The sequence below is a fragment of the Marinomonas spartinae genome, from assembly GCF_900089775.1.
In the GTDB taxonomy this organism is placed as follows: domain Bacteria; phylum Pseudomonadota; class Gammaproteobacteria; order Pseudomonadales; family Marinomonadaceae; genus Marinomonas; species Marinomonas spartinae.
The window spans coordinates 1-22,788 of the sequence record NZ_FLOB01000013.1 but is presented as its reverse complement, the minus strand read 5'-3'; the positions used below and the strand labels follow the sequence as shown (position 1 = coordinate 22,788).

5 protein-coding genes and 1 pseudogene are annotated in these 22,788 nt (G+C 46.1%); 1 reads left to right on the top strand and 5 read right to left on the bottom strand.

Annotated elements, in window-relative coordinates:
• Positions 1-94: 94 nt before the first annotated feature.
• The gene (locus tag MSP8886_RS18310; RefSeq protein WP_067019286.1) at positions 95-2,356 is read right to left on the bottom strand and encodes a ferritin-like domain-containing protein; all 2,262 of its coding nucleotides are present in this window, start codon (positions 2,354-2,356) and stop codon (positions 95-97) included.
• A gap of 448 nt (positions 2,357-2,804) precedes the next feature.
• Positions 2,805-3,843: pseudogene (locus MSP8886_RS18305) on the bottom strand (transposase).
• Between the two features lie 149 nt (positions 3,844-3,992).
• On the opposite strand from MSP8886_RS18305, the gene MSP8886_RS22835 reads away from it, so the two are divergent.
• On the top strand, positions 3,993-4,169 hold the full coding sequence (locus MSP8886_RS22835) for an oligogalacturonate-specific porin KdgM family protein (RefSeq protein WP_083201030.1): 177 nt from the start codon (positions 3,993-3,995) through the stop codon (positions 4,167-4,169).
• 206 nt (positions 4,170-4,375) lie between these two features.
• Here MSP8886_RS22835 and MSP8886_RS18300 read toward each other — a convergent pair whose 3' ends face one another.
• From MSP8886_RS18300 to MSP8886_RS18290, 3 genes are all read right to left on the bottom strand, one after another.
• Positions 4,376-4,750: a transposase gene (locus MSP8886_RS18300; RefSeq protein WP_217491365.1), complete on the bottom strand. Its 375-nt coding sequence runs from the start codon at positions 4,748-4,750 to the stop codon at positions 4,376-4,378.
• A gap of 541 nt (positions 4,751-5,291) precedes the next feature.
• Entirely contained in the window at positions 5,292-5,675 is a 384-nt protein-coding gene (locus MSP8886_RS18295; RefSeq protein ID WP_067019480.1) for a DUF2750 domain-containing protein, read from the bottom strand.
• Between the two features lie 23 nt (positions 5,676-5,698).
• Complete coding sequence (locus MSP8886_RS18290) at positions 5,699-22,630, bottom strand: hemagglutinin repeat-containing protein (RefSeq protein WP_217491364.1); 16,932 nt, start codon at positions 22,628-22,630, stop codon at positions 5,699-5,701.
• Between the last annotated feature and the right edge of the window lie 158 nt (positions 22,631-22,788).

The window sequence follows — 22,788 nt, the reverse complement described above, 5'->3', positions numbered from 1 at the left end:
CAAATTTAATGCCATTTCCGTTTGCCAAATAACAAGCGGTTCTTAACGAACCGCTTTCGCCATCTGGCAGTACAACGGGCGCTATAGCCCTCAATCAGGTTGAAGGAGGGAATACCAAACGTAAATCAGACACTTCAGGTTTCGGCTCTGGTGTCTTGCTTGGATCTTCTGCTGCAAGCGCTTTGGCGTATGCTTCCCAAGCTATATCGTACACACCTTCACCCCGTTTAAAGGATACGGTTTCCTCTTCTTTACAGGGTTCAAGCGTTTCAGGGTTGAATGTGAACACCGCCATTTCACCGTCTTCTGGATAAAGCTGAGAAGCTGAAATCGGCACTGCACAACCTCCTTGCGCTCCACAAGCATTATCAGCTGGAGCAGAGTACAAAGTAGAGTCCGTATTGCCAGACCCCGTTTTGATTTTCACACCACCACAGCCACCGCCGCTGTTACCAACTTTTTGTACGAAGCCACAACCTCCTTCGCTTTTACATTGGTTCGAACCTCGACAGGTATGGAACACTTCTTTTGAAGCACACAGGTTTAAATCCGTATCTGGCTGTGGCATTAAAGCCATGCCCTGACAGGCATGGTATAGATAAGGTGGCTTATCTTTCAAACGCTCTTTTTCACCAATACGATGGTATTCTCCCAAGCTAAGATCCGGCGCTTTACCAAAGATCGCCCAGCAAATAGACACGCGATCACCGGAGCCAGACATAGAAGGGAATGGAAATTCCCCTTTTGGATTAGTCCAGTAGGTGTTGAGCACTGTAGTGATCCCGGCAATCGCGCCAGCTGCCACACGGCTCATTTCTTCAAAGTTTGCGTTGCGTTTATCCTTATCTGGCGTATTCATGTTATTTAAGGCATTAGCAACAGCCTCTGCACTTGGAATGGCGTCTTTAAGGGGGTTATTTTCGAAATCAGGTGTCGCTAGGTCACTTGCTTTCCAAGTATTGTCGGCTTTGTGCCAGTCTGCCCATGTGGTGATCTTGCCGCTATCCATCAGCTCTTTCACTTCCGCAAAGCGCTCATAATGGTCTTTACTCCCATTATCATGGCGCGCAACAGCGCTGCCTGACTCTGACAATTGCTGACCATCATCGCCATACTGGATATAGTCTGCTTTAAGGGCAGTGAAGTCTGGCCGATAATCTTTTTCGACACTGCGTAACAGACCTGGCGTAGCCTTATACATAGGCGTTGGCTCAATCTTCATGGTTGAGCCTTCACCCTGATCTGTAATGGCATTCATCATTTGGAAAATATGCTGCTTAGCCGCTTCCGCGCTGATATCTGCGTCTAAACGCGTTTTCATTTTAGGAAATTCAGCTAATGGATGACCTTCCCCTTCTGTATTAAATAGATCCTGCTGTACTGAGTCAGGATTAAAGACTAAATCAAACAGGTGAACCGTCTGATCTTCACGGACAAACCGGTCTTCTATCTCAATGGTTTCTTCTTTGATTTGATCGTTACCATCAATATCAATATCTTCAACATCAATAGTGATTGACCGTTTCTCTCCTTGCTCACTGAAGTCATAACTTATATTCAGATAGGCAGCAAGGCATTCATACATGGCTGCTATCGAGCCAAACATGGGCAGATCGACTTCCGTCGATGTTACTTTCCAGTCTTTAAAGGGCACGTTGCCGATTACCCCACCATTTTTTGTGGCGATGTATTTATCTCTGGCATCAAGCTTAATCTTGGCAGCCAGTTCTGCTGCATCCTCTTCAATTGCTAACGCAAGGTGAATACTGTTCTCATCAAGACCGCCTAGCTTGACCTTAATTTTGCTGTATATAGGGTCATCTAAGTCTGTCAGATCAAGAATATGTGGAATGGTTGTTTTGTCTGGGCCGTAGCAAATCCAGCCATTATTCTTGTTAACCAGCAAAGGCGAAGTAAATACCGGATGCAAAATATCATTACTCACATAGTAGCCACCAGGCCCATAAAGTGTTTTTAACTTGTAGTTATTACCCAGTGCACTGCAAATATTAGAGGCCAATTGCAAATGCAGCATTTCTTGAATAAAAACGCTGAAATACGTATTACAGGCCGTTTCGTTCTCTGTTGTCGGTTTTGGCGTAGGCGTTATCCCAGGCCAGCGACGGCCATAGTAGAGTGGCTTTTGGCCTTCAGGTGGTTTTTCCGTGATGCTATGCATTCCCTGAATGGAATACATAGTCGTCATATACAAAGGGATGGTAAATAACTCCACATTCACCGCGGCTTGAGCCAAACAGTGTAACGCGTTCATATCAGCTAAAATATGCTTTGGGCTTCGCTTTGTGATATCAGGGTTATGTTTCAAATGCGCCGCTGCCAGACGTTGAAATTCCATTATGTCTCTCCTCAATAGTGTTAATCGGCCTGTCTTGTTTACCAAATGAAGAGCTAGATAAGGGCTTAACTAACTCCACTCAACTAGAAGATGGTATACAGAACCTTTTCGACCATAGAACAATCTGCCTTCACTTACAGTGTCACTTTGGTATCAGATGCAAAACACACGGAGATCATCATGGGGAAATTCATGGTCATCTTGTCTAAGAAGATCGTATAGAGCAGACTTTTTGCGTCAGAAGTTTTGTGAGACACCCATATTAAATACCTAGCTACGTCATACAAAACTATCTTCTTCACAGAAAGAATTTATATGGAATTCATCTTTTATCGTTTCGTTAAGGGATAACTAACTGCTAAAAAGGCTGGTTATTGGGTTTTTAGGCGAGTAAATTTACTAATACATGATTAGTATATAAAGAAAGGCTATGAATGCTGGAATGAAGCTAAGCGAGTAGTCGGTTATGACTGGATCTTGGTTTTCTGTTTAGTTTATTTGAATCACAATAGTGCACAATAGATTGTTCGGCACCAACAACAGCACCGGTTCTTGCGCCAAATTCTGTGGCGATACAAAGCCAATTTTCTGAGAGTATATTGAGTCGTTGAAGAATCGGCAATAAAGAAACATCTATTGAACCTCGCTTATCTTCTCGGATGATTCGCCCAGTCATATCAACCAATTCGAGGTAATCTAATAATTCAAAAGGTAGGCCATCCGGCATGTTTTCTCTGGGGTTACCGACAAAAGGATAAAGCAATTTTGGTTGCTTTTGATGTTTAGCTGCGACCACACGCTTTTTAACGCTAGTAAATTCCGAGGCTTCTGGCGTTTCACTTATTTTTGCCCTTAATGGATTAAGATCAACATAAGTCATACAAGCAGCCAGTGCAGCCTCATCAAGCAGCGCCTGAGATTTAAAACGGCCCTCCCACTAATTTTGTAAAAATTTGAACCGCTTTAGCGGGCCCGAAGGGTGAGCGAGTGAAACGATGCGAATAGTACCTACCAGTGCAGTTGTCTTCAAAATTTGCCTGTCGAGCAATTGGCTCATTAAGCTCTTTCATGAACCAGCTAATGTCCATAAGGCGGCTTCTATAAGCTTCAGCAGACGCTTCTACCAAAGCCATTGCATAGTCTGGCAATGATTCCCCTCTTACATATTGCTGTGTAAACAAGGTGCCTTTATGTAACTTATGCCACCTTTGCAGAACCTCTAATGTAGACCACTTCGCCGCTTTTTCTGCATGGATATGCAACACCACATGAAGGTGGTTACTCATTACCGCATAGGCACAAACATCGATAGCAAAGACACTGGCTAAGAATAACAAACGCTCTTCAACCCAGCCACGGCGGTGCTCAAAGCTTGCACCAGAAACCGGATCTTCTCCACACAAAAACGCCCTACGGACACAACGAGAAACACAGTGATAGAAAGGCGTATCTTGTAAACTAACTTGCAAACTTCTGGCTCTTGGCATGACGAAACCTCTCTTCCATAAGAAATATACTGGTTAAATATACAGTATAAAGAAAAATCGTCAAGTTACGATGGGTGTCTCTTAGGAGGGTCCCATTAAATGCTTAAGATGCGTGTCCCATTAAATGCTTAAGATGCGTGTCCCATTAAATGTTCAACCAAAATCTATTTGATAAAAAGCGAAACGACTATCAGCATGAGATAGAAGCCACTTATAAATTAACAAAAACATTCTCTCCTTATATTGCCGTTAAAAATGAGTCAGTTAGCTCTAAAACTGATCAACGACAAACAGAGTTTGATGTCGGTTTTACCCTTAAAATCTAATAAGGTAAGTGACCATTGCAGAAGAATCAATGGAGTCATTGATTCTTCTTATCTTGAAATACCTTGGATTTCCTATCACCTCCCCGCCCTAAAGGATTCACTCTCCTGCCTGTTTTTTCCTCAATGTCAGCTTTAAAACGATCATCACCCAATACCCAAGCCTTGTTTGTGGCATCACGGATCTCTACCAAGCTACGTTCTGACATTCAACCTTGAAATAGCTGACGATAGTGCTGCTGTCTATCTTCTTTATCTTTTCCAAGGTTAAAATACTCACTATGCGGCGTAATCAGAGCAATCTCTTTTCCAATAGCATTGCTTTGGTAACTTGACCAAGGGTACTCCGAAGCATGATTCACCATACCCGCTCTCACCGGATTAAGCTCAATATAACGATACACCGTCAGTAAGTAGTGCTCTGAATCCACTAACGTCGGTTTATAACGTCCTTCCCAAAGGGTACCCGTTCGGCCATAGGTATCATTGAAATACTGAACATATTTACGGCCCAATGCTTGTATCATACGACTCAGACCATCTTTGTCTTGAGGCGTGGCAAGGAGATGAACATGATTCGTCATCAGCACAAAAAATTGGGGTCAGAGTAAAATTAAATCTCTACGATCAGCCATCATCACTATTTTTAAGCCAACTTTCTTTTCTTCCACGCTTTGCCTGTGTTTTCCTCTGCCCTGTTAGCAACCCTATTTGTTCTTAAAATCTATCATTTCCTAACGCTAAACCTTTATTTAATTAAACGAATATCTTCATCGCTGCAAAAATTGGCTGACGGTTATTATCTCGCTGGATGATATCCTCGGCATAGTCAGGAATAGAAACTCTCAGACAACGTGTCATGGAGACTTCTTTCTCACATACTTTAGGGTAGAGGAGGATAACATGAAGAGGGATTAGCTAGGGAGCCGATTTAATTTTACTCTGACCCCAATCAATTACTTGAAGCTATCTCCCAATTTGATGAGGAAGACAGGCAACTGGCTCAGGGTGTTTTGGAGGGTTTAATTCTTAAGCATCAGGCCAAGCAGTCAGTGCAGCGGCAAACAACGGCTAAGGGGAATAAATAGCAGGCAAAGAAAAGCCCGCAAATGCGGGCTTTCGAGTTTAATAATTTTCCAACTCTTCATTTAGATCCGCTAAAAGCTGATCAACCGATGGGGTAACCCCATTATCAGAAGGAGTGTAGAATATACCGGGTAACACGCCATCATTTTTCAAATTCGGAAGCAATTCATTCATAAAATCTTCTAAAGAAAATGATTCTGGCTCGTAACCACTCCACTCCTTTTTAGCGCATAGATCAGCATATTCTTTTGCTGGCCACAGAGGAAAGACTTGCTGACCATCGTCTGTTGAAGCCAATGCCCAACCATCTTTATAAAGCCCCCAAACCTCTTCCCAATCAGCTATAACTTTTACAAAGTGTTCATAACGCTTTGGTCCAGCCAACGCTGTTACGGACTCTATTTGTTTTGGATTAACTTTCATATTTTGACCTATAAGAGGCCGCACTATCGCGGCGGCCTCTCTTTATTTTTCCTACCAAAATTATCGTATTTATGTTGCAAACGATGCAGTTTTCTATCTTGTAGATTTGAGTGCTCATAACCATAGCCTTTTGCCGCTTCTCGGCCACGCTCATGCGCTAAATCTTTACCTGGGGGGTTACGGATAGTTTTTCGATTACCTCTAGCAATAGAATTTTTCTCTTGCTTAATCCAACCACGATCGGCCTCCCCTAACTTCGGGTCATCTCCCAACTCTTTTAATCGCGCTTGTTTTCCAGACCGACCTCCAGTCTTTGTAACAACACTCTCACTCGTAATCCTACCATTAGACGCCTTTCCTTCCAACGCCGATTGAGCAGAACCTCCTTGCATTTCAGGAACTTTTGATGCGGATTTCGGTTTATCTAAGGCTGCCAAGTGTCCTGTTTCTGCACCCGCCTTGGCCTCACCTTTCACACCACTGCTTACAACAGCCTTCCCTTTTTTCCCTAGTATTATAGTCGCCGCCGCTGCGGCAATCGAGGCAACCTCCTTAGCTTGTTTTGGGGATGCTCCATACGATAAAGCGGCTTCTCTTGCTGTCTGCTCTGCGACTAACGATGGACCGACAGCCTTATCAGAAAGATTATACTCATCCATTGACTGCAACATCTTGTCAATTTCAGGCGAACTACCATCGGTATCAAACTTCCCGCGTCGATAATCTGCAATGACATCTGTTATTTCCTTCTTCTTCGCAAGACATGTTTGACTGGTTCCATTTTTAGAACAAGCATTAATTAAACCTTGTAAGTTCTCTTTACTTAATTCAACACTATCTTTATATGCCTTTTCTCGACATTGCTCATCAGAGCACTTAGTTAACTTCTCTTTCAGAGATGTCATTTCAGCACTACTCAGGTAGTTATTCGCCACGGCATTCTCACCCGCTTGCCCTGCGGCGATGGCGTTGTTGGTGTTGCCTGTGGTGGCGCCAACGCCAGTGGCAGCGGCACCGATAACAGCGATAATGGTTTGTTTTTGGTTGGCGTCCAGTTTGTTTGGATCGCTTGTGCCATACAGCCACTTAGCAACGGCTGGGGCAGCGGCTTCAGATCCTGCGGCAGCAATACCTGTCGTTACGGCGTTATTGCCTCCTGCCGAAGCTACGGCAGCCGCGACGATGCCGTGGGCAAGGTCGTGGGCGACTTCCTGACCATTGGTCAGTTGGCCGTCTTTATTGTTTGCTGCAAGACCTTTGAAGTATTGGCCTATTTGGTTAGCAACAACAGGGGACGCCGCTGCGGCCCATTGACCTGTTGCGCTGTCGGTTGGGGCAAGTAACCCTGCACCAATGGAGCTGACCAAGAGTTTGTAGTTATTTAAAGTGTTGCTTTGTTTCTCGTACTCAGCGGAGCTGATTTTGCCATTTTTGAATTTTTCTTTTAGCGCGTCTTGTTTAGCGAGAAGCGCGCCGCTGACCTGCTGAACGGTGTTATCAAAGGTTTGTGTGACTGAGCGTTGGTGGTTGATGTTTTTTTCAACCTCGGCTTGATCAAAGTTATTCTTTAACGCCCCACTGTTGGCTTGTGCCGTATCGGTACTGGTCGTGGTGTTGATGCCAGCAACAGTTTGGCTAACGCTGTCTCCCGTTAACTCTTTCTGTTTATCGGTGTCGTTAATCGCAATGTTGCCAGTATTGATACCGCTGTGCGTCACGCTATGTTGACTGTCGCCATCCGAGCCTCGACCAATGGATTTGGATACGCCGTGGGTTGTGTTGCCGTCTTTGTCTTTATCAGAACTGATGCCCACCTCTACACCGATGCTTGAACCGCTGTAGGTGGCATGGTTAGCGATGTCTTTATGGGTCAAGGTTCCGGTACTGAAGGCGTTTTTCCCATTGGCTTCTGCGGTATCGGTTGAGGTCACCAGTCCGCCAACGAGCTGAGTATTACCTGCAACATGAATTTGATAGCCCTGATCTCCTGAGGTAATGCCACTTTGTTGGGTGACACTGGCGTAGTCCGATTGTGTTTTAGACTGGTTGTAATTGACTGAGGCAGAACGGCTACCAGACCCAGCCCCAACACTGATACCAGCCCCTTGGTTTTTGCTATGGCTTGTCGCGCTATCTTGCAGGCTGGTCACCTTGAGGTGGTTGGTATTGATGGCAACCTGATCTCCATAGAGGTTGCCCCCTTTCACGGTGAGTTGATCACTGTTGCTCACTAACTTGCCTGCATTGAGAGCACTGTTGGTGTAGTGAGTACGGTTGCTTTCGCTGTGTCCTTGACTGGCATTAATACCGGCCGAGCCAGAGGAACCACCCCCATAGCTGATACTAGCGCTTGCCCCTTTTGTCTGACTGCTCGTTGTTTCTGTATAGGTGTTCTTACCCGCCTTAATGTCAATATTCTTCGCATTGGCTTCCAACGTGCCGTTCGCGGCAATGGTCGAGCCTTCTACTGTGAGGTTATTATCACTATGAAGAGAGGCATTATTACCAACTTTAATATGGGATCCCTGCCACGTTCCTTGTGTCGCCGTACTGGTGTTGGTCGTCACTTGCGTACTGGTGCCCGCTGTTGCAGTGAACCCGCCGACTGCCGAACTCATAGCAGCGGTGACAGCCGCACTGGTCACCGCGATTGCGGCGAGTTTTTCATTCTTTTTAGCGGAAGCAAGTTTATGTTCATAAAAATCCAAGTCTTCCTTGACCATGGTGCCATTTGCCACTTTTTGCTTGGCGTCACGATAAGCTTGCTGGGCATCGCTCACAGCATCTTTGGACTTCTTCAGATTTTGCGCGGCCAAGGCCGTATCCACATAGGCATTGCGAATCCCAGCCGTGAAGGTTTTGGTCTTGGTGATGTCGTCATGCTGTGTAGTGGTCGTGGCTTCTCGCCCACCCACCAATAGGTTGTTGCTTTGAATCGCCGCATTGCCGTCCACATTTACGTTACTAGCAATCACCGCCGCTTGGCCTTTGGCGTTAATGGTCAGGTTGCCCGCTTTTAGGTTGGAGCCTGACCAGGTGGTTGCTGTGGTGGTGGTTTTGTTGGTTTTATCGGTGTCAGTGAGAGTGAGCAAGCTGAGCTCGTCTTTTTTCAACGACGGGCCTGCTGTCGAAAAGGTCATGTCGGTTTTAGCATGGCTAGTAATGCTCTGTTCTTTCGCGGCATCAATGCGTACATTGGCGGCGCTGAGCGTGGCATCACCCGCAGCGGATACGTTTGACCCAATGATGTTCAGATCGTGATCCGCTTTCAGGTGTAACGTGTTGGCGGCGAGGTTAGAGGCCTGTTGTGTTGTGATGTGGGTCGTATCTTCAGAGACATGCCCTAAGGTAACGGAGGTACTGATGCCCATGGCTCCTACGGTGGCCACGAGCCCTTTGGCGATGTCTTTAAAGATGCCTCTAAAACCGGAAGAGGATTTGTCCCAGCTATTATTGTGAAGAGTTTGAGTGGTAATGTTCACATTCCCCACTTGGGCACCATCGGCTGTCACATAATGGCCTGAAGCGTCTTTGGTGACCGCCTGTGCACCCATGGATAGAGTATGCTTGGCGACGAGGTTGGCTCCCTGTAAGGTGATGTTACCGCCACTGTTTAATGCCACATTACCTTGGCTGGTTAAGCCACTGGCCACCGCCGTTTGGCGATTAAAGCCTTGGTCTTTAGCTTTTTGTCTGAAGGTACCTTTTTTCTGTTCTTGGTGATGGTAAGCGTTTTGATCCACGGCGGAGAGCAGATCGATATTGCCTTTGGCTTGTAGGCCGATATTGCCTTTCGCGTTCGCGCTCGATCCGATTAGTTGTATATTGGCCCCTGACGCTATTTGGATAGCACCGTTTGAAGACAGGGCTGTGCCATGGTTGGTCAGGCTTTCAGAGGTGGTGGTTTCGGTTTTTGTTTTGCTACCAAAGAAACCGGAGTGCTTGCTTTTCTCTTCTCTGAAATGCGAGTCATGGGTGGATGCTGTGGCTAAGGTCACATTATTGCCCGCCGCTAACGCGATGCCCGTGCCGCCACTTAAGCTAGAGCCTTTGGAGAAAATATCTTGCTGGGCAGTTAGGTTCAGTCCACCTCCGGCTTTTAATGTGGTTCCGGTTAAGGATTCAGTATGATCTTTGGTTTCGACAGAATGATGTCCACCACCGACATAGCTGTAATCATCGTTGATATTTTTCACCGCCAGTAGATCAATGTTGTTGGCCGCTAAGGCCAGACCGCCTTTGGCGTTAATCTGAGCCCCTTCACTGGTAATGGTATTGGCGGCACTGAGTTGAATGTTATTACCCGATAATTTGGTGACTTGATGAGTGGTCGAAGAGTGAGAAGCCGTCAATTGAGGTTGAGACTGTTGACTGCTCTGATGATTCTGCACGGATAGCAAATTAATATTATTTGCAGCCAGCGCTAAATCCCCTTTGGCGTTAATCTGAGCCCCTTCACTGGTAATGGTATTGGCGGCACTGAGTTGAATGTTATTACCCGATAATTTGGTGACTTGATGAGTGGTCGATGAATTCGTTGCAGTCAGTTGAGGTTTAGACTGATAGCCGCTCTGACTGTCTTGCACCGATAGCAAGTTAATGGCATTAGCGGATAAGCCAAGATCCTCTCTGGCGTTAATCTGGGCACCTTCGCTGGTAATAGTATTGGCGGCACTGAGTTGAATGTTATTACCCGATAATTGGCTGACTTGATGGGTGGTCGAAGAATTAGAAGCCGTCAATTGAGGTTGAGACTGTTGACTGCTCTGATGATTCTGCACGGATAGCAAATTAATATTATTTGCAGCCAGCACTAAATCCTCCTTGGCGTTAATCTGGGCCCCTTCACCGGTTAAGACATTTCCAGCACTAAGTTGAATATTTTGACCCGATAATTTGGTGACTTGATGAGCAGTCGTTGATTGATGTTGGTAAGAAGAAAGGACATCATTAAATACTGGATAAGAACTCGTTAAGGCTATCGAGTTAAGCGCAATATTATTTCCTGCGGTTAAGGCGAGCCCCCCAGTACTCTTGATATCACTGCCAGTTAACCGAATATCCTTACCTGCCGCAAGCGTGACATTCCCTCCTTGAATACTCGCAGTTTGCTCAGCTGTCGTTCCTTCTACATAATACCCCAAGTCCAGTTTATCGGCTTTGGTGAGCGTTTCGCTGGTGATATTGCCGCCAGCGGTCAAACTCAAGTCGCTTGAGGCGTGAATACGGTTGGTGTTGTTGATGTAATTGCTTGCGGTTAAACGGGCACTTCCCTCAGACGATAGAACGCCCGCATTATCAATGTTATTGCCTTTTAGGGAGAGGTCCACCTTGGCAAGCATGGACCCAGCATTATTGATATCACCATCCGAATCAATATGAATCGTTGACGCCGCCACGACCGCACCATCTGGCCGTAGGTCAAATTCAGACGCCGCAGACAGATACACTTTGGGTACCAAGACCACTTGAGGACCATTATCCGTTTGGACGGTTTCATCCACCATCCAAACTATCGGTTTTTTCAATTGCGCAACTTGGTCAGCGGTCAGCTCAACACCCGACGTCAAACCGAGATTTTTATAGACCCCGACTGCATTATCCATCAAGGTTTTATAAGCGGACTCAATATCAGTATTATCGAGAGTCTGCTGTCCAGTAAAGGCGAGGATTTGGTCCCGCACCAATTTTTGCTCTAAATAACCGTCTCCTAAGCGGGTCACCTTCTTTCCAGTACGACCAACAGGATCAGCGCTCACTTTATTCAAGAAATAATCAGACGAAACAAAGTTTTTATAATTGGTTAACAAAGGATTGGTTTCGACCAAATACGCCGGATCCGGTGCATTATTTGATTGGAACAAAGCGCTGGACTCCAGTTTACTCACAATGTCTTTGTTAAAAATTTTGTCTCGACGTGACTTTATAACCGAAAGATCAATCGCGTGTGTGGCAACGGCAGCGGCTTTGCTAAAAGTTGCTTTACTATCGGCATTAGCTTGCTTGACACCCAGGTTTGGAAGGTTTGAAGACGACAAACTTGAGTTAACCTGCTCTTTTACCTTAGCAATTGTCGACTGAGCAGAAGAATTCATACCTTTTACAGAGACAGAAGGGGACTCTACCGTTTCTTGATTTTGATCAGAAGGGGAAGATTCATGAGCCTTAGCTATGTCGCTCTGTTCCGATAAAGCAATGTCTGAGGCGCCTTGTTTCACCGTAACGGGCTGCTGTTTTGGCTCCCCAGCTTCGCTGGTCGGTACTTTTGCTTGATTAACCGCATTCTGATCAGCTGCCTCTTTGTTACTCATTAATAATACTGGATGATCAATCGTTGCGATGTTGGGCATGGCATTACCCGTAGGCGCTGTTTCTCCCTTTCCATCAGAGTCGGTACTATTTTGAACCTTGGTGGCTACTGTCTGGCCCGACAAAGCAACCTGAGAAGCCCCTTGGTTGATCATAGGTAATGGGGGAGTAGCATCATCCGTCCCATTAGACGACTCTTTTACCTTACCGATCGCAGGCAGAGTGGAGGTATCTACACCACTAGAGGGGATCGAAATCACTTGTGGGATGGTGCTATCTCGGCCTTTTGTCATAGCCGTTCCAGATGACTTAGAAATATCTTGAACGTTGTTCACTACGCCTTGCCCCGACAAAGCAACCTGAGAAGCCCCTTGGTTGATCATAGGTAATGGGGGAGTAGCATCATCCGTCCCATTAGACGACTCTTTTACCTTACCGATCGCAGGCAGAGTGGAGGTATCTACACCACTAGAGGGGATCGAAATCACTTGTGGGATGGTGCTATCTCGGCCTTTTGTCATAGCCGTTCCAGATGACTTAGAAATATCTTGAACGTTGTTCACTACGCCTTGCCCCGACAAAGCAACCTGAGAAGCCCCTTGGTTGATCATAGGTAATGGGGGAGTAGCATCATCCGTCCCATTAGACGACTCTTTTACCTTACCGATCGCAGGCAGAGTGGAGGTATCTACACCACTAGAGGGGATCGAAATCACTTGTGGGATGGTGCTATCTCGGCCTTTTGTCATAGCCGTTCCAGATGACTTAGAAATATCTTGAACGTTGTTCACTACGCCTTGCCCCGACAAAGCAACCTGAGAAGCCCCTTGGTTGATCATAGGTAATGGGGGAGTAGCATCATCCGTCCCATTAGACGACTCTTTTACCTTACCGATCGCAGGCAGAGTGGAGGTATCTACTCCACTAGAGGGGATCGAAATCACTTGTGGGACGGTGTTATCTCGGCCTTTTGCTATAACCGTTCCAGGTGACTTAGAAATATCTTGAATGTTGTTCGCCACGCCCTGTCCAACCTGCGAAGTCTCTTGGTTGATCGTGGGTAATGGGTGATTAGCATCAATTGTTCCACTAGGCGACTCTTTTACCTTACTCATAGATACAGAGGGATAATTCACATCAACTGGTAAAGCCGCTTGGGTATGATTGTCTACAGTCTGATTGGATAACTTCGAATGATTTTTTTGTACCTCAACATTTGCAGAGTTTTTCTCTACACTAATAGTAGCTTCTTGAACAACCTTATTGTCGCTATTCGACAAGTCGCTTACTTCTGTGTTTTTTAGGCCTAAATATGAAACGGAATTAGCTGCTCCAATGTTATTAAAGCTACCACCTTTTGCTGATATAGAAGCACCAGCGGAAAAAACAGCAGAGGCCAAAGTAACTTGTTCTGTCGACGTATTGGAAAAAGGGGTGCTTTCAACAGAATCATATGCGTCGTGACACACTGTACTGCCAGAGCCTTCTGTATGGGACACATGTGTATGACAGTGTTCAGGATAATGTGTAACAGTTGTTGTTTTACCATTTTTACTCATTGTTTTTGATGCCGTTAGAGATTGATTATTCACCCCCCCATTAGCATTGATATTTTTTACACTACTAATTAAAGAAAAAAGATTATCCACATGACCCGTTATATTAATATTGCCTTTAGAAATAATGGATCCTACAGAGCCAATCGAAACCAAGTAGGGAACGGTTGTTTGTTCAGTATAGTCTGACGTCTTATAACCATTACCAGATCTCCAAATAACATCTGAGTGATTAACCGGTGCTCCGCTTTTAGAACCAATCTGATAACTACTTCTTTTATTGACAATATGATTAGCCTGTATACTCAAATCACCATTCGTTTCAATCGTTGACGAGCTATTTGTTAACGTGCCATTTGCCTGTAAATAACCACTTCCAAAGCTGTAAAAAGCCCCACCATTGGTATTATTAAAATCATGATTTGAACGAACATCTAGGTTGGTTTTTGCCATGATTAAGGCATTGGAGCCGTCATTAGAGACGCTATTGGTGTTTAATTGAACATAATTGCCAGCGATGCCCCCTTGGTTGCTTAAACTGCCGATGGTCAGACCCAGTGTGCCATTTTGTGCGGTGATGGAACCTGTACTGTTATTGGTGACATTACCATTATTCTGTGTGCTCATAATATTATTGAGGGCTTCTATTTTAGAACCACTATTAACAAGACCACCTGTCCAATTCATTAACAGTGAGTTATTTGTTCTTAGCGTCGAGTTGGAAGTGTTAGTGATATTATGTGCTGCTAAGGAGAGGTTGTTAACGGCTTCAATATCTCCCGAAGTATTCGATATATCTGCAGCTGAATGGATGGTGAGGTTGCCATTTGAGCGTATTGCCGCCCCATTGCTATTGGTAACCGTTCCCTGTGTACTTGTTAAGGTGAGGTCTTTTGTTGAGAGTATGTGACTGGAAGCGGTATTGTTATTAATAACCGAGGCGGTAGCGCTTAGACCTTGACCGGATAATGTCCCTTGGTTATTAAGGGCGTTAGTATGAATCGTCAATGTGCCTTTTTCCGCCAAGACTCGACTCGCTGACGAGTTATCTAGGTTACGACTCGTTACTGTGGCATTTGAGGCCGACTCGATGCTGCTATCGGTGTTGGTGACATCTCCGCCAGCGGTTAAGCTCAATGTTGTATCTGCATGAATTAAGGCACCATGGGTATTATTAATCGCCCCCGTCGTGTTTACATTAAGCGCATCACTCGAATACAGTTTGCTGGCACGGGCTGTGTTATTCAGTAAGCCAGTCTGGATGGTCACACCATGGCCTGCCAATAACCCTTGATTATTGATGGTATTGGCATTAATCGTTAACCCATTTCTATAGGCCAGTACGGTACCGCTGTTGGTTAAAAGTTGACTGTTAATCGTCGCCTGATCGGCCGACTCAATTGTGGCGCTCGTATTCAGCAGATTCCCTTTGGTGCTGGTTAACGTTAGGGCCTTATCCGCATGGATTAGGGATCCCCCCGTGTTGTTGATGTCCCCCGCTATGGTTAGATTCGCAAGGTCTGTTGAAAAAATCTTACCGTTCGCCGTGCTATTGTTGAGTTGAGTCGCAGTGATGGCGATGCCGTGACCCGCCAAAGAGCCTTGGCTGTCCACGTTATTGGTATGGATGGTTAACGCGCCATTTTGCGCTAGGACAGTACCGCTGTTGGTCAGGTTCTGGCTTTGAACATCAAGTCCATTGACCGCTTCGATGGTGGACGCTGTGTTGGTTAAATCGCCTGAGGCATGCAGTGTCAGATCTTTATCCGCATGGATTAGCGCCCCATCGGTATTGCTTACATCGCCAGCGATGGTGACGTCCGCTTTATCCGTTGAGACAATTTGACCGTTCGCTGTGCTGTTATTTAGCGTGTTGGCATTTAAAGCAATACCGTTACCCGCTAAGGTGCCTTGGTTATCAACTTTGTTGGTCTGAATCGTCAATGCACCACTTTTAGCGAGTAAGGTTCCGCTATTTGTCATATTCTGGCTGGTAATTTGATTAGTGCCAGCAGCTTCAATAGTCGAAGCAGTATTGGTTAGATCCGCTTGAGTGTTTAAGATCAGATTGTTGGCGGCATGAATCAACGCATTCTCGGCATTCTCGATGCCTTTTTCGATGGTTAAGGTCAGATCCCCTGTAGAGAAGAGTTGTGCCGTTTTCGAGTGATTATTAAGAGAATCCGCTGTGATAGCGATGCCGTTACCCGCTAAAGTACCTTGGTTATCCACGCTACTGGTTTGAATGCTTAACGTGCCATTTTGCGCAAGGACAGTACCCGTATTCGTTAGGTTTTGGCTCTTTTCATCTAGCCCATTCACCGCTTCGATGGTGGACGCTATGTTGGTTAAATCGCCTGTGGCATGCAGTGTCAGATCTTTATCCGCATGGATCAGTGCGCCATCGGTATTGGTCACGTTTCCTGCGATGGTTAAATCGGCCTCGTCTGTTGAGAAGAGCTTGCCACTGGCGGTGCTGTTTTTGAGCTCATTAGCGGTTAAGGTAATACCATGACCCGCTAATACGCCTTGGTTGTCAACCTGATCTGTCGACACAGACAAGGCATTATTTTGAGCGAGGATAGTACCTGTATTGATCAGCTCCTGACTTTTCACTTCTAGTCCACTTACCGACTCAATGGTAGAAGCGGTATTGGTTAAGTCTCCTGTAGCTCTTAACGTCAGGTCTTTATCCGTATGAATCAGCGCCCCATCCCTATTCGTCACGTCTCCAGCAATGGTGAAGTCCGCTTTATCGGTTGAGAAAATCTTACCCGTGGTCGTACTGTTATTCAGCTCGTCTGCCTTGATCGTGATGCCATTACCCGCTAAGGTCCCTTGGCTGTCCACTTTTCGGGTGTTCACGGTCAACATGCCATTTTGCGCAAGAATGGAACCTGAGTTAGTGACATTTTGACTATGAATAGCAGAAGTTCCCACGGTTTCAATAGTCGAAGCGGTATTGGTTAGATCCCCTTGAGTGTTTAATATCAGATTGTTGGCGGCATGAATCAAGGCATTAGTCGCGTTGGTAATGCCTTTTTCGATGGTTAACGTCAGATTCCCTGTTGAGAAGAGTTGTGCCGTTTTGGTGTGATTGTTAAGGGAGTCCGCAGTGATGGCGATACCATTGCCCGCTAAAGTACCTTGGTTATCCACGCTACTGGTTTGAATGCTTAACGTGCCATTTTGCGCAAGGACAGTTCCCGTATTTATTAGGTTTTGGCTCTTTTCATCTAGCTCATTGACCGCTTCGATGGCTGAGCTCGCATTGGCTAAATCGCCTGTAGCATTCAATGTCAGATCTTTATCCGCATGGATCAGTGCACCATTGGTATTGGTTACGTTTCCTGCGATGGTTAAATTAGCCTCGTCTGTTGAGAAGAGCTTGCCACTGGCGGTGCTGTTTTTGAGCTCATTAGCGGTTAAGGTAATACCATGACCCGCTAATACGCCTTGGTTGTCAACCTGATCTGTCGACACAGACAAGGCATTATTTTGAGCGAGGATAGTACCTGTATTGATCAGCTCCTGACTTTTCACTTCTAGTCCACTTACCGACTCAATGGTAGAAGCGGTATTGGTTAAGTCTCCTGTAGCTCTTAACGTCAGGTCTTTATCCGTATGAATCAGCGCCCCATCCCTATTCGTCACGTCTCCAGCAATGGTGAAGTCCGCTTTATCGGTTGAGAAAATCTTACCCGTGGTCGTACTGTTATTCAGCTCGTCTGCCTTGATCGTGATGCCATTACCCGCTAAGGTCCCTTGGCTGTCCACTTTTCGGGTGTTCACGGTCAACATGCCATTTTGCGCAAGAATGGAACCTGAGTTAGTGACATTTTGACTATGAATAGCAGAAGTTCCCACGGTTTCAATAGTCGAAGCGGTATTGGTTAGATCCCCTTGAGTGTTTAATATCAGATTGTTGGCGGCATGAATCAAGGCATTAGTCGCGTTGGTAATGCCTTTTTCGATGGTTAACGTCAGATCCCCTGTAGAGAAGAGTTGTGCCGTTTTCGAGTGATTATTAAGCGAATCCGCTGTGATAGCGATGCCGTTACCCGCTAAAGTGCCTTGGCTGTCCACGTTATTGGTATGGATGGTTAAAGCACCATTTTGCGCTAGGACAGTACCAGTGTTGGTCAGGTTCTGGCTTTGAACATCAAGTCCATTGACCGCTTCGATGGTGGACGCTGTGTTGGTTAAATCGCCTGTGGCATGCAGTGTCAGATCTTTATCCGCATGGATTAGCGCCCCATCGGTATTGCTTACATCGCCAGCGATGGTGACATCCGCATTATCCGTTGAGACAATTTGACCGTTCGCTGTGCTGTTTTTCAGCTCGTTGGCATTTAGGGTAATACCGTTGCCCGCTAGAGTACCTTGGCTATCCACTTTATGAGTCTTGATGGTTAATGCGCCATTTTGCGCTAACACCGTTCCGCTGTTCGTCAGCTTTTGGCTTTGAACATCAAGTCCATTGATCGCTTCGATGGTGGACGTTGTGTTGGTTAAATCGCCTGTGGCGTTCAGTGCCAGATCTTTATCCGCATGGATTAGCGCCCCATCGGTATTGCTTACATCACTAGCGATGGTGACATCCGCATTATCCGTTGAGACAATTTGACCGTTCGCTGTGCTGTTATTGAGCGTGTTGGCATTTAAATCAATACCGTTACCCGCTAAGGTCCCTTGGTTATCGACTTTGTTGGTCTGAATCGTCAATGCACCACTTTTTGCGAGTAAGGTTCCGCTATTTGTCATATTCTGGCTGGTGATTTGATTAGTACCAGCAGCTTCAATAGTCGCCGCAGTGTTGGTTAGATCCCCTTGAGTTTGTAACGTCAGATTGTTGGCGGCATGAATCAAGGCATTAGTCGCGTTGGTAATGCCTTTTTCGATGGTTAAGGTCAGATCTTCTGTTGAGAAGAGTTGTGCCGTTTTCGAGTGATTCTTAAGAGAATCCGCAGTGATAGCGATGCCGTTACCCGCTAAAGTACCTTGGTTATCCACGCTACTGGTTTGAATACTTAACGTGCCATTTTGCGCAAGGACAGTACCCGTATTCGTTAGGTTTTGGCTCTTTTCATCTAGCCCATTCACCGCTTCGATGGTGGACGCTGTGTTGGTTAAATCGCCTGTGGCATGCAGTGTCAGATCTTTATCCGCATGGATTAGCGCCCCATCGGTATTGCTTACATCACCAGCGATGGTGACGTCCGCTTTATCCGTTGAGACAATTTGACCGTTCGCTGTGCTGTTATTTAGCGTGTTGGCATTTAAAGCAATACCGTTACCCGCTAAGGTCCCTTGGTTATCGACTTTGTTGGTCTGAATCGTCAATGCGCCACTTTTTGCGAGTAAGGTCCCGCTATTCGTCGTATTCTGGCTGGTGATTTGATTGGTGCCAGCGGCTTCGATAGTCGCCGCAGTGTTGGTTAGATCCCCTTGAGTTTGTAACGTCAGATTGTTGGCGGCATGAATCAAGGCATTTGTCGCGTTGGTAATGCCTTTTTCGATGGTTAACGCCAGATCCCCTGTTGAGAAGAGTTGTGCCGTTTTCGAGTGATTCTTAAGAGAATCCGCTGTGATGGAGATACCGTTGCCCGCTAAAGTACCTTGGTTATCCACGTTACTGATTTGAATGGTTAACGCGCCATTTTGCGCAAGGACAGTACCCGTATTCGTTAGGTTTTGGCTCTTTTCATCTAGCCCATTCACCGCTTCGATGGTGGACGCTATGTTGGTTAAATCGCCTGTGGCATGCAGTGTCAGATCTTTATCCGCATGGATTAGCGCCCCATCGGTATTGCTTACATCACCAGCAATGGTGACGTCCGCTTTATCCGTTGAGACAATTTGACCGTTCGCTGTGCTGTTATTGAGCGTGTTGGCATTTAAAGCAATACCGTTACCCGCTAAGATCCCTTGGTTATCGACTTTGTTGGTCTGAATCGTCAATGCGCCACTTTTTGCGAGTAAGGTCCCGCTATTTGTCGTATTCTGGCTGGTGATTTGATTGGTGCCAGCGGCTTCGATAGTCGCCGCAGTGTTGGTTAGATCCCCTTGAGTTTGTAACATCAGATTGTTGGCAGCATGAATCAGCGCATTCTCGGCATTCTCTATACCTTTTTCGATGGTTAAGGTCAGGTCCCCTGTTGAGAAGAGTTGTGCCGTTTTCGAGTGATTCTTAAGCGAATCCGCTGTGATGGCGATGCCGTTACCCGCTAAAGTACCTTGGTTATCCACGCTACTGGTTTGAATACTTAACGTGCCATTTTGCGCAAGGACAGTACCCGTATTCGTTAGGTTTTGGCTCTTTTCATCTAGCCCATTCACCGCTTCGATGGTGGACGCTGTGTTGGTTAAATCGCCTGTGGCATGCAGTGTCAGATCTTTATCCGCATGGATTAGCGCCCCATCGGTATTGCTTACATCACCAGCGATGGTGACATCCGCATTATCCGTTGAGACAATTTGACCGTTCGCTGTGCTGTTATTGAGCGTGTTGGCATTTAAAGCAATACCGTTACCCGCTAAGGTGCCTTGGTTATCCGCAGTGCTGGTCTCAATGGTTAATGCGCCATTTTGCGCAAGAATGGAGCCTGAGTTAGTGACATTTTGACTATGAATAACAGAAGTTCCCACGGCTTCAATGGTCGAAGTCGTATTCGTTAAGTCTTCTTTGCTTTTTAAAGTGAGGTTAGCTGCTGCATGAATCAGTGCGCTCTTGGCATTCTCTATACCTTTTTCGATGGTTAAGGTCAGATCCCCTGTTGAGAAGAGTTGTGCCGTTTTCGAGTGATTATTAAGCGAATCCGCTGTGATAGCGATGCCGTTACCCGCTAAAGTACCTTGGTTATCCACGCTACTGGTTTGAATGCTTAACGTGCCATTTTGCGCAAGGACAGTACCCGTATTCGTTAGGTTTTGGCTCTTTTCATCTAGCTCATTGACCGCTTCGATGGTGGACGCTGTGTTGGTTAAATCACCTGTGGCATGCAATGTCAGGTCTTTATCCGCATGGATTAGCGCCCCATCGGTATTGCTTACATCACCAGCGATGGTGACGTCCGCTTTATCCGTTGAGACAATTTGACCGTTCGCTGTGCTGTTATTGAGCGAATTAGCATTTAGGGTAATACCGTTACCCGCTAAGGTCCCTTGGTTATCGACTTTGTTGGTCTGAATCGTCAATGCACCACTTTTAGCGAGTAAGGTTCCGCTATTTGTCATATTCTGGCTGGTGATTTGATTAGTGCCAGCAGCTTCAATAGTCGCCGCAGTGTTGGTTAGATCCCCTTGACTTTTTAACGTCAGATTGTTGGCGGCATGAATCAAGGCATTTGTCGCGTTGGTAATGCCTTTTTCGATGGTTAAGGTCAGATCCCCTGTAGAGAAGAGTTGTGCCGTTTTAGTGTGATTGTTAAGGGAATCCGCTGTGATGGCGATACCATTGCCCGCTAAAGTACCTTGGTTATCCACGCTACTGGTTTGAATGCTTAACGTGCCATTTTGCGCAAGGACAGTACCCGTATTCGTTAGGTTTTGGCTCTTTTCATCTAGCCCATTCACCGCTTCGATGGTGGACGCTGTGTTGGTTAAATCGCCTGTGGCATGCAGTGTCAGATCTTTATCCGCATGGATTAGCGCCCCATCGGTATTGCTTACATCACCAGCGATGGTGACATCCGCATTATCCGTTGAGACAATTTGACCGTTCGCTGTGCTGTTATTGAGCGTGTTGGCATTTAAAGCAATACCGTTACCCGCTAAGGTGCCTTGGTTATCCGCAGTGCTGGTCTCAATGGTTAATGCGCCATTTTGCGCAAGAATGGAGCCTGAGTTAGTGACATTTTGACTATGAATAACAGAAGTTCCCACGGCTTCAATGGTCGAAGTCGTATTCGTTAAGTCTTCTTTGCTTTTTAAAGTGAGGTTAGCTGCTGCATGAATCAGTGCGCTCTTGGCATTCTCTATACCTTTTTCGATGGTTAAGGTCAGATCCCCTGTTGAGAAGAGTTGTGCCGTTTTCGAGTGATTATTAAGCGAATCCGCTGTGATAGCGATGCCGTTACCCGCTAAAGTGCCTTGGCTGTCCACGTTATTGGTATGGATGGTTAAAGCACCATTTTGCGCTAGGACAGTACCAGTGTTGGTCAGGTTCTGGCTTTGAACATCAAGTCCATTGACCGCTTCGATGGTGGACGCTGTGTTGGTTAAATCGCCTGTGGCATGCAGTGTCAGATCTTTATCCGCATGGATTAGCGCCCCATCGGTATTGCTTACATCGCCAGCGATGGTGACGTCCGCTTTATCCGTTGAGATAATTTGACCGTTCGCTGTGCTGTTTTTCAGCTCGTTGGCATTTAAATCAATACCGTTACCCGCTAAGGTCCCTTGGTTATCGACTTTGTTGGTCTGAATCGTCAATGCGCCACTTTTTGCGAGTAAGGTCCCGCTATTCGTCGTATTCTGGCTGGTGATTTGATTGGTGCCAGCGGCTTCGATAGTCGCCGCAGTGTTGGTTAGATCCCCTTTAGTTTGTAACGTCAGATTGTTGGCGGCATGAATCAAGGCATTTGTCGCGTTGGTAATGCCTTTTTCGATGGTTAAGGTCAGATCCCCTGTTGAGAAGAGTTGTGCCGTTTTGGTATGATTATTAAGCGAATCCGCAGTGATGGCGATGCCATTACCCGCTAAAGTACCTTGGTTATCCACGCTACTGGTTTGAATGCTTAACGTGCCCTTTTGCGCAAGGACAGTACCCTTATTCGTTAGGTTTTGGCTCTTTTCATCTAGCCCATTCACCGCTTCGATGGTGGACGCTGTGTTGGTTAAATCGCCTGTGGCATGCAGTGTCAGATCTTTATCCGCATGAACCAGTGCGCCATCGGTATTGGTCACATCCCCTGCGATGGTGACGTCCGCATTATCCGTTGAGACAATTTGACCCGCTGTCGTGCTGTTATTGAGCGAATTGGCATTTAGGGTAATACCATGACCGGCTAAGGTCCCTTGGTTATCAATGGTGTCGGTATTAATGATTAATCCACCATTTTGAGCGAGTAAAGTTCCGCTATTCGTCACATTCTGGCTGGTAATCGTTTCCGCACCAGCCGCTTCAATGGTCGAAGTCGTATTCGTTAAGTCTTCTTTGCTTTTTAAAGTGAGGTTAGCTGCTGCATGAATCAGTGCGCTCTTGGCATTCTCTATACCTTTTTCGATGGTTAAGGTCAGATCCCCTG

What these genes read in the sequence shown, in the direction of transcription:
- MSP8886_RS18310 (WP_067019286.1), bottom strand. Translation starts at nt 2,356, where the DNA reads ATGGAATTTCAACGTCTGGCAGCGGCGCATTTGAAACATAACCCTGAT.
- MSP8886_RS18295 (WP_067019480.1), bottom strand. Translation starts at nt 5,675, where the DNA reads ATGAAAGTTAATCCAAAACAAATAGAGTCCGTAACAGCGTTGGCTGGA.
- MSP8886_RS22835 (WP_083201030.1), top strand. Translation starts at nt 3,993, where the DNA reads ATGTTCAACCAAAATCTATTTGATAAAAAGCGAAACGACTATCAGCAT.
- MSP8886_RS18300 (WP_217491365.1), bottom strand. Translation starts at nt 4,750, where the DNA reads ATGACGAATCATGTTCATCTCCTTGCCACGCCTCAAGACAAAGATGGT.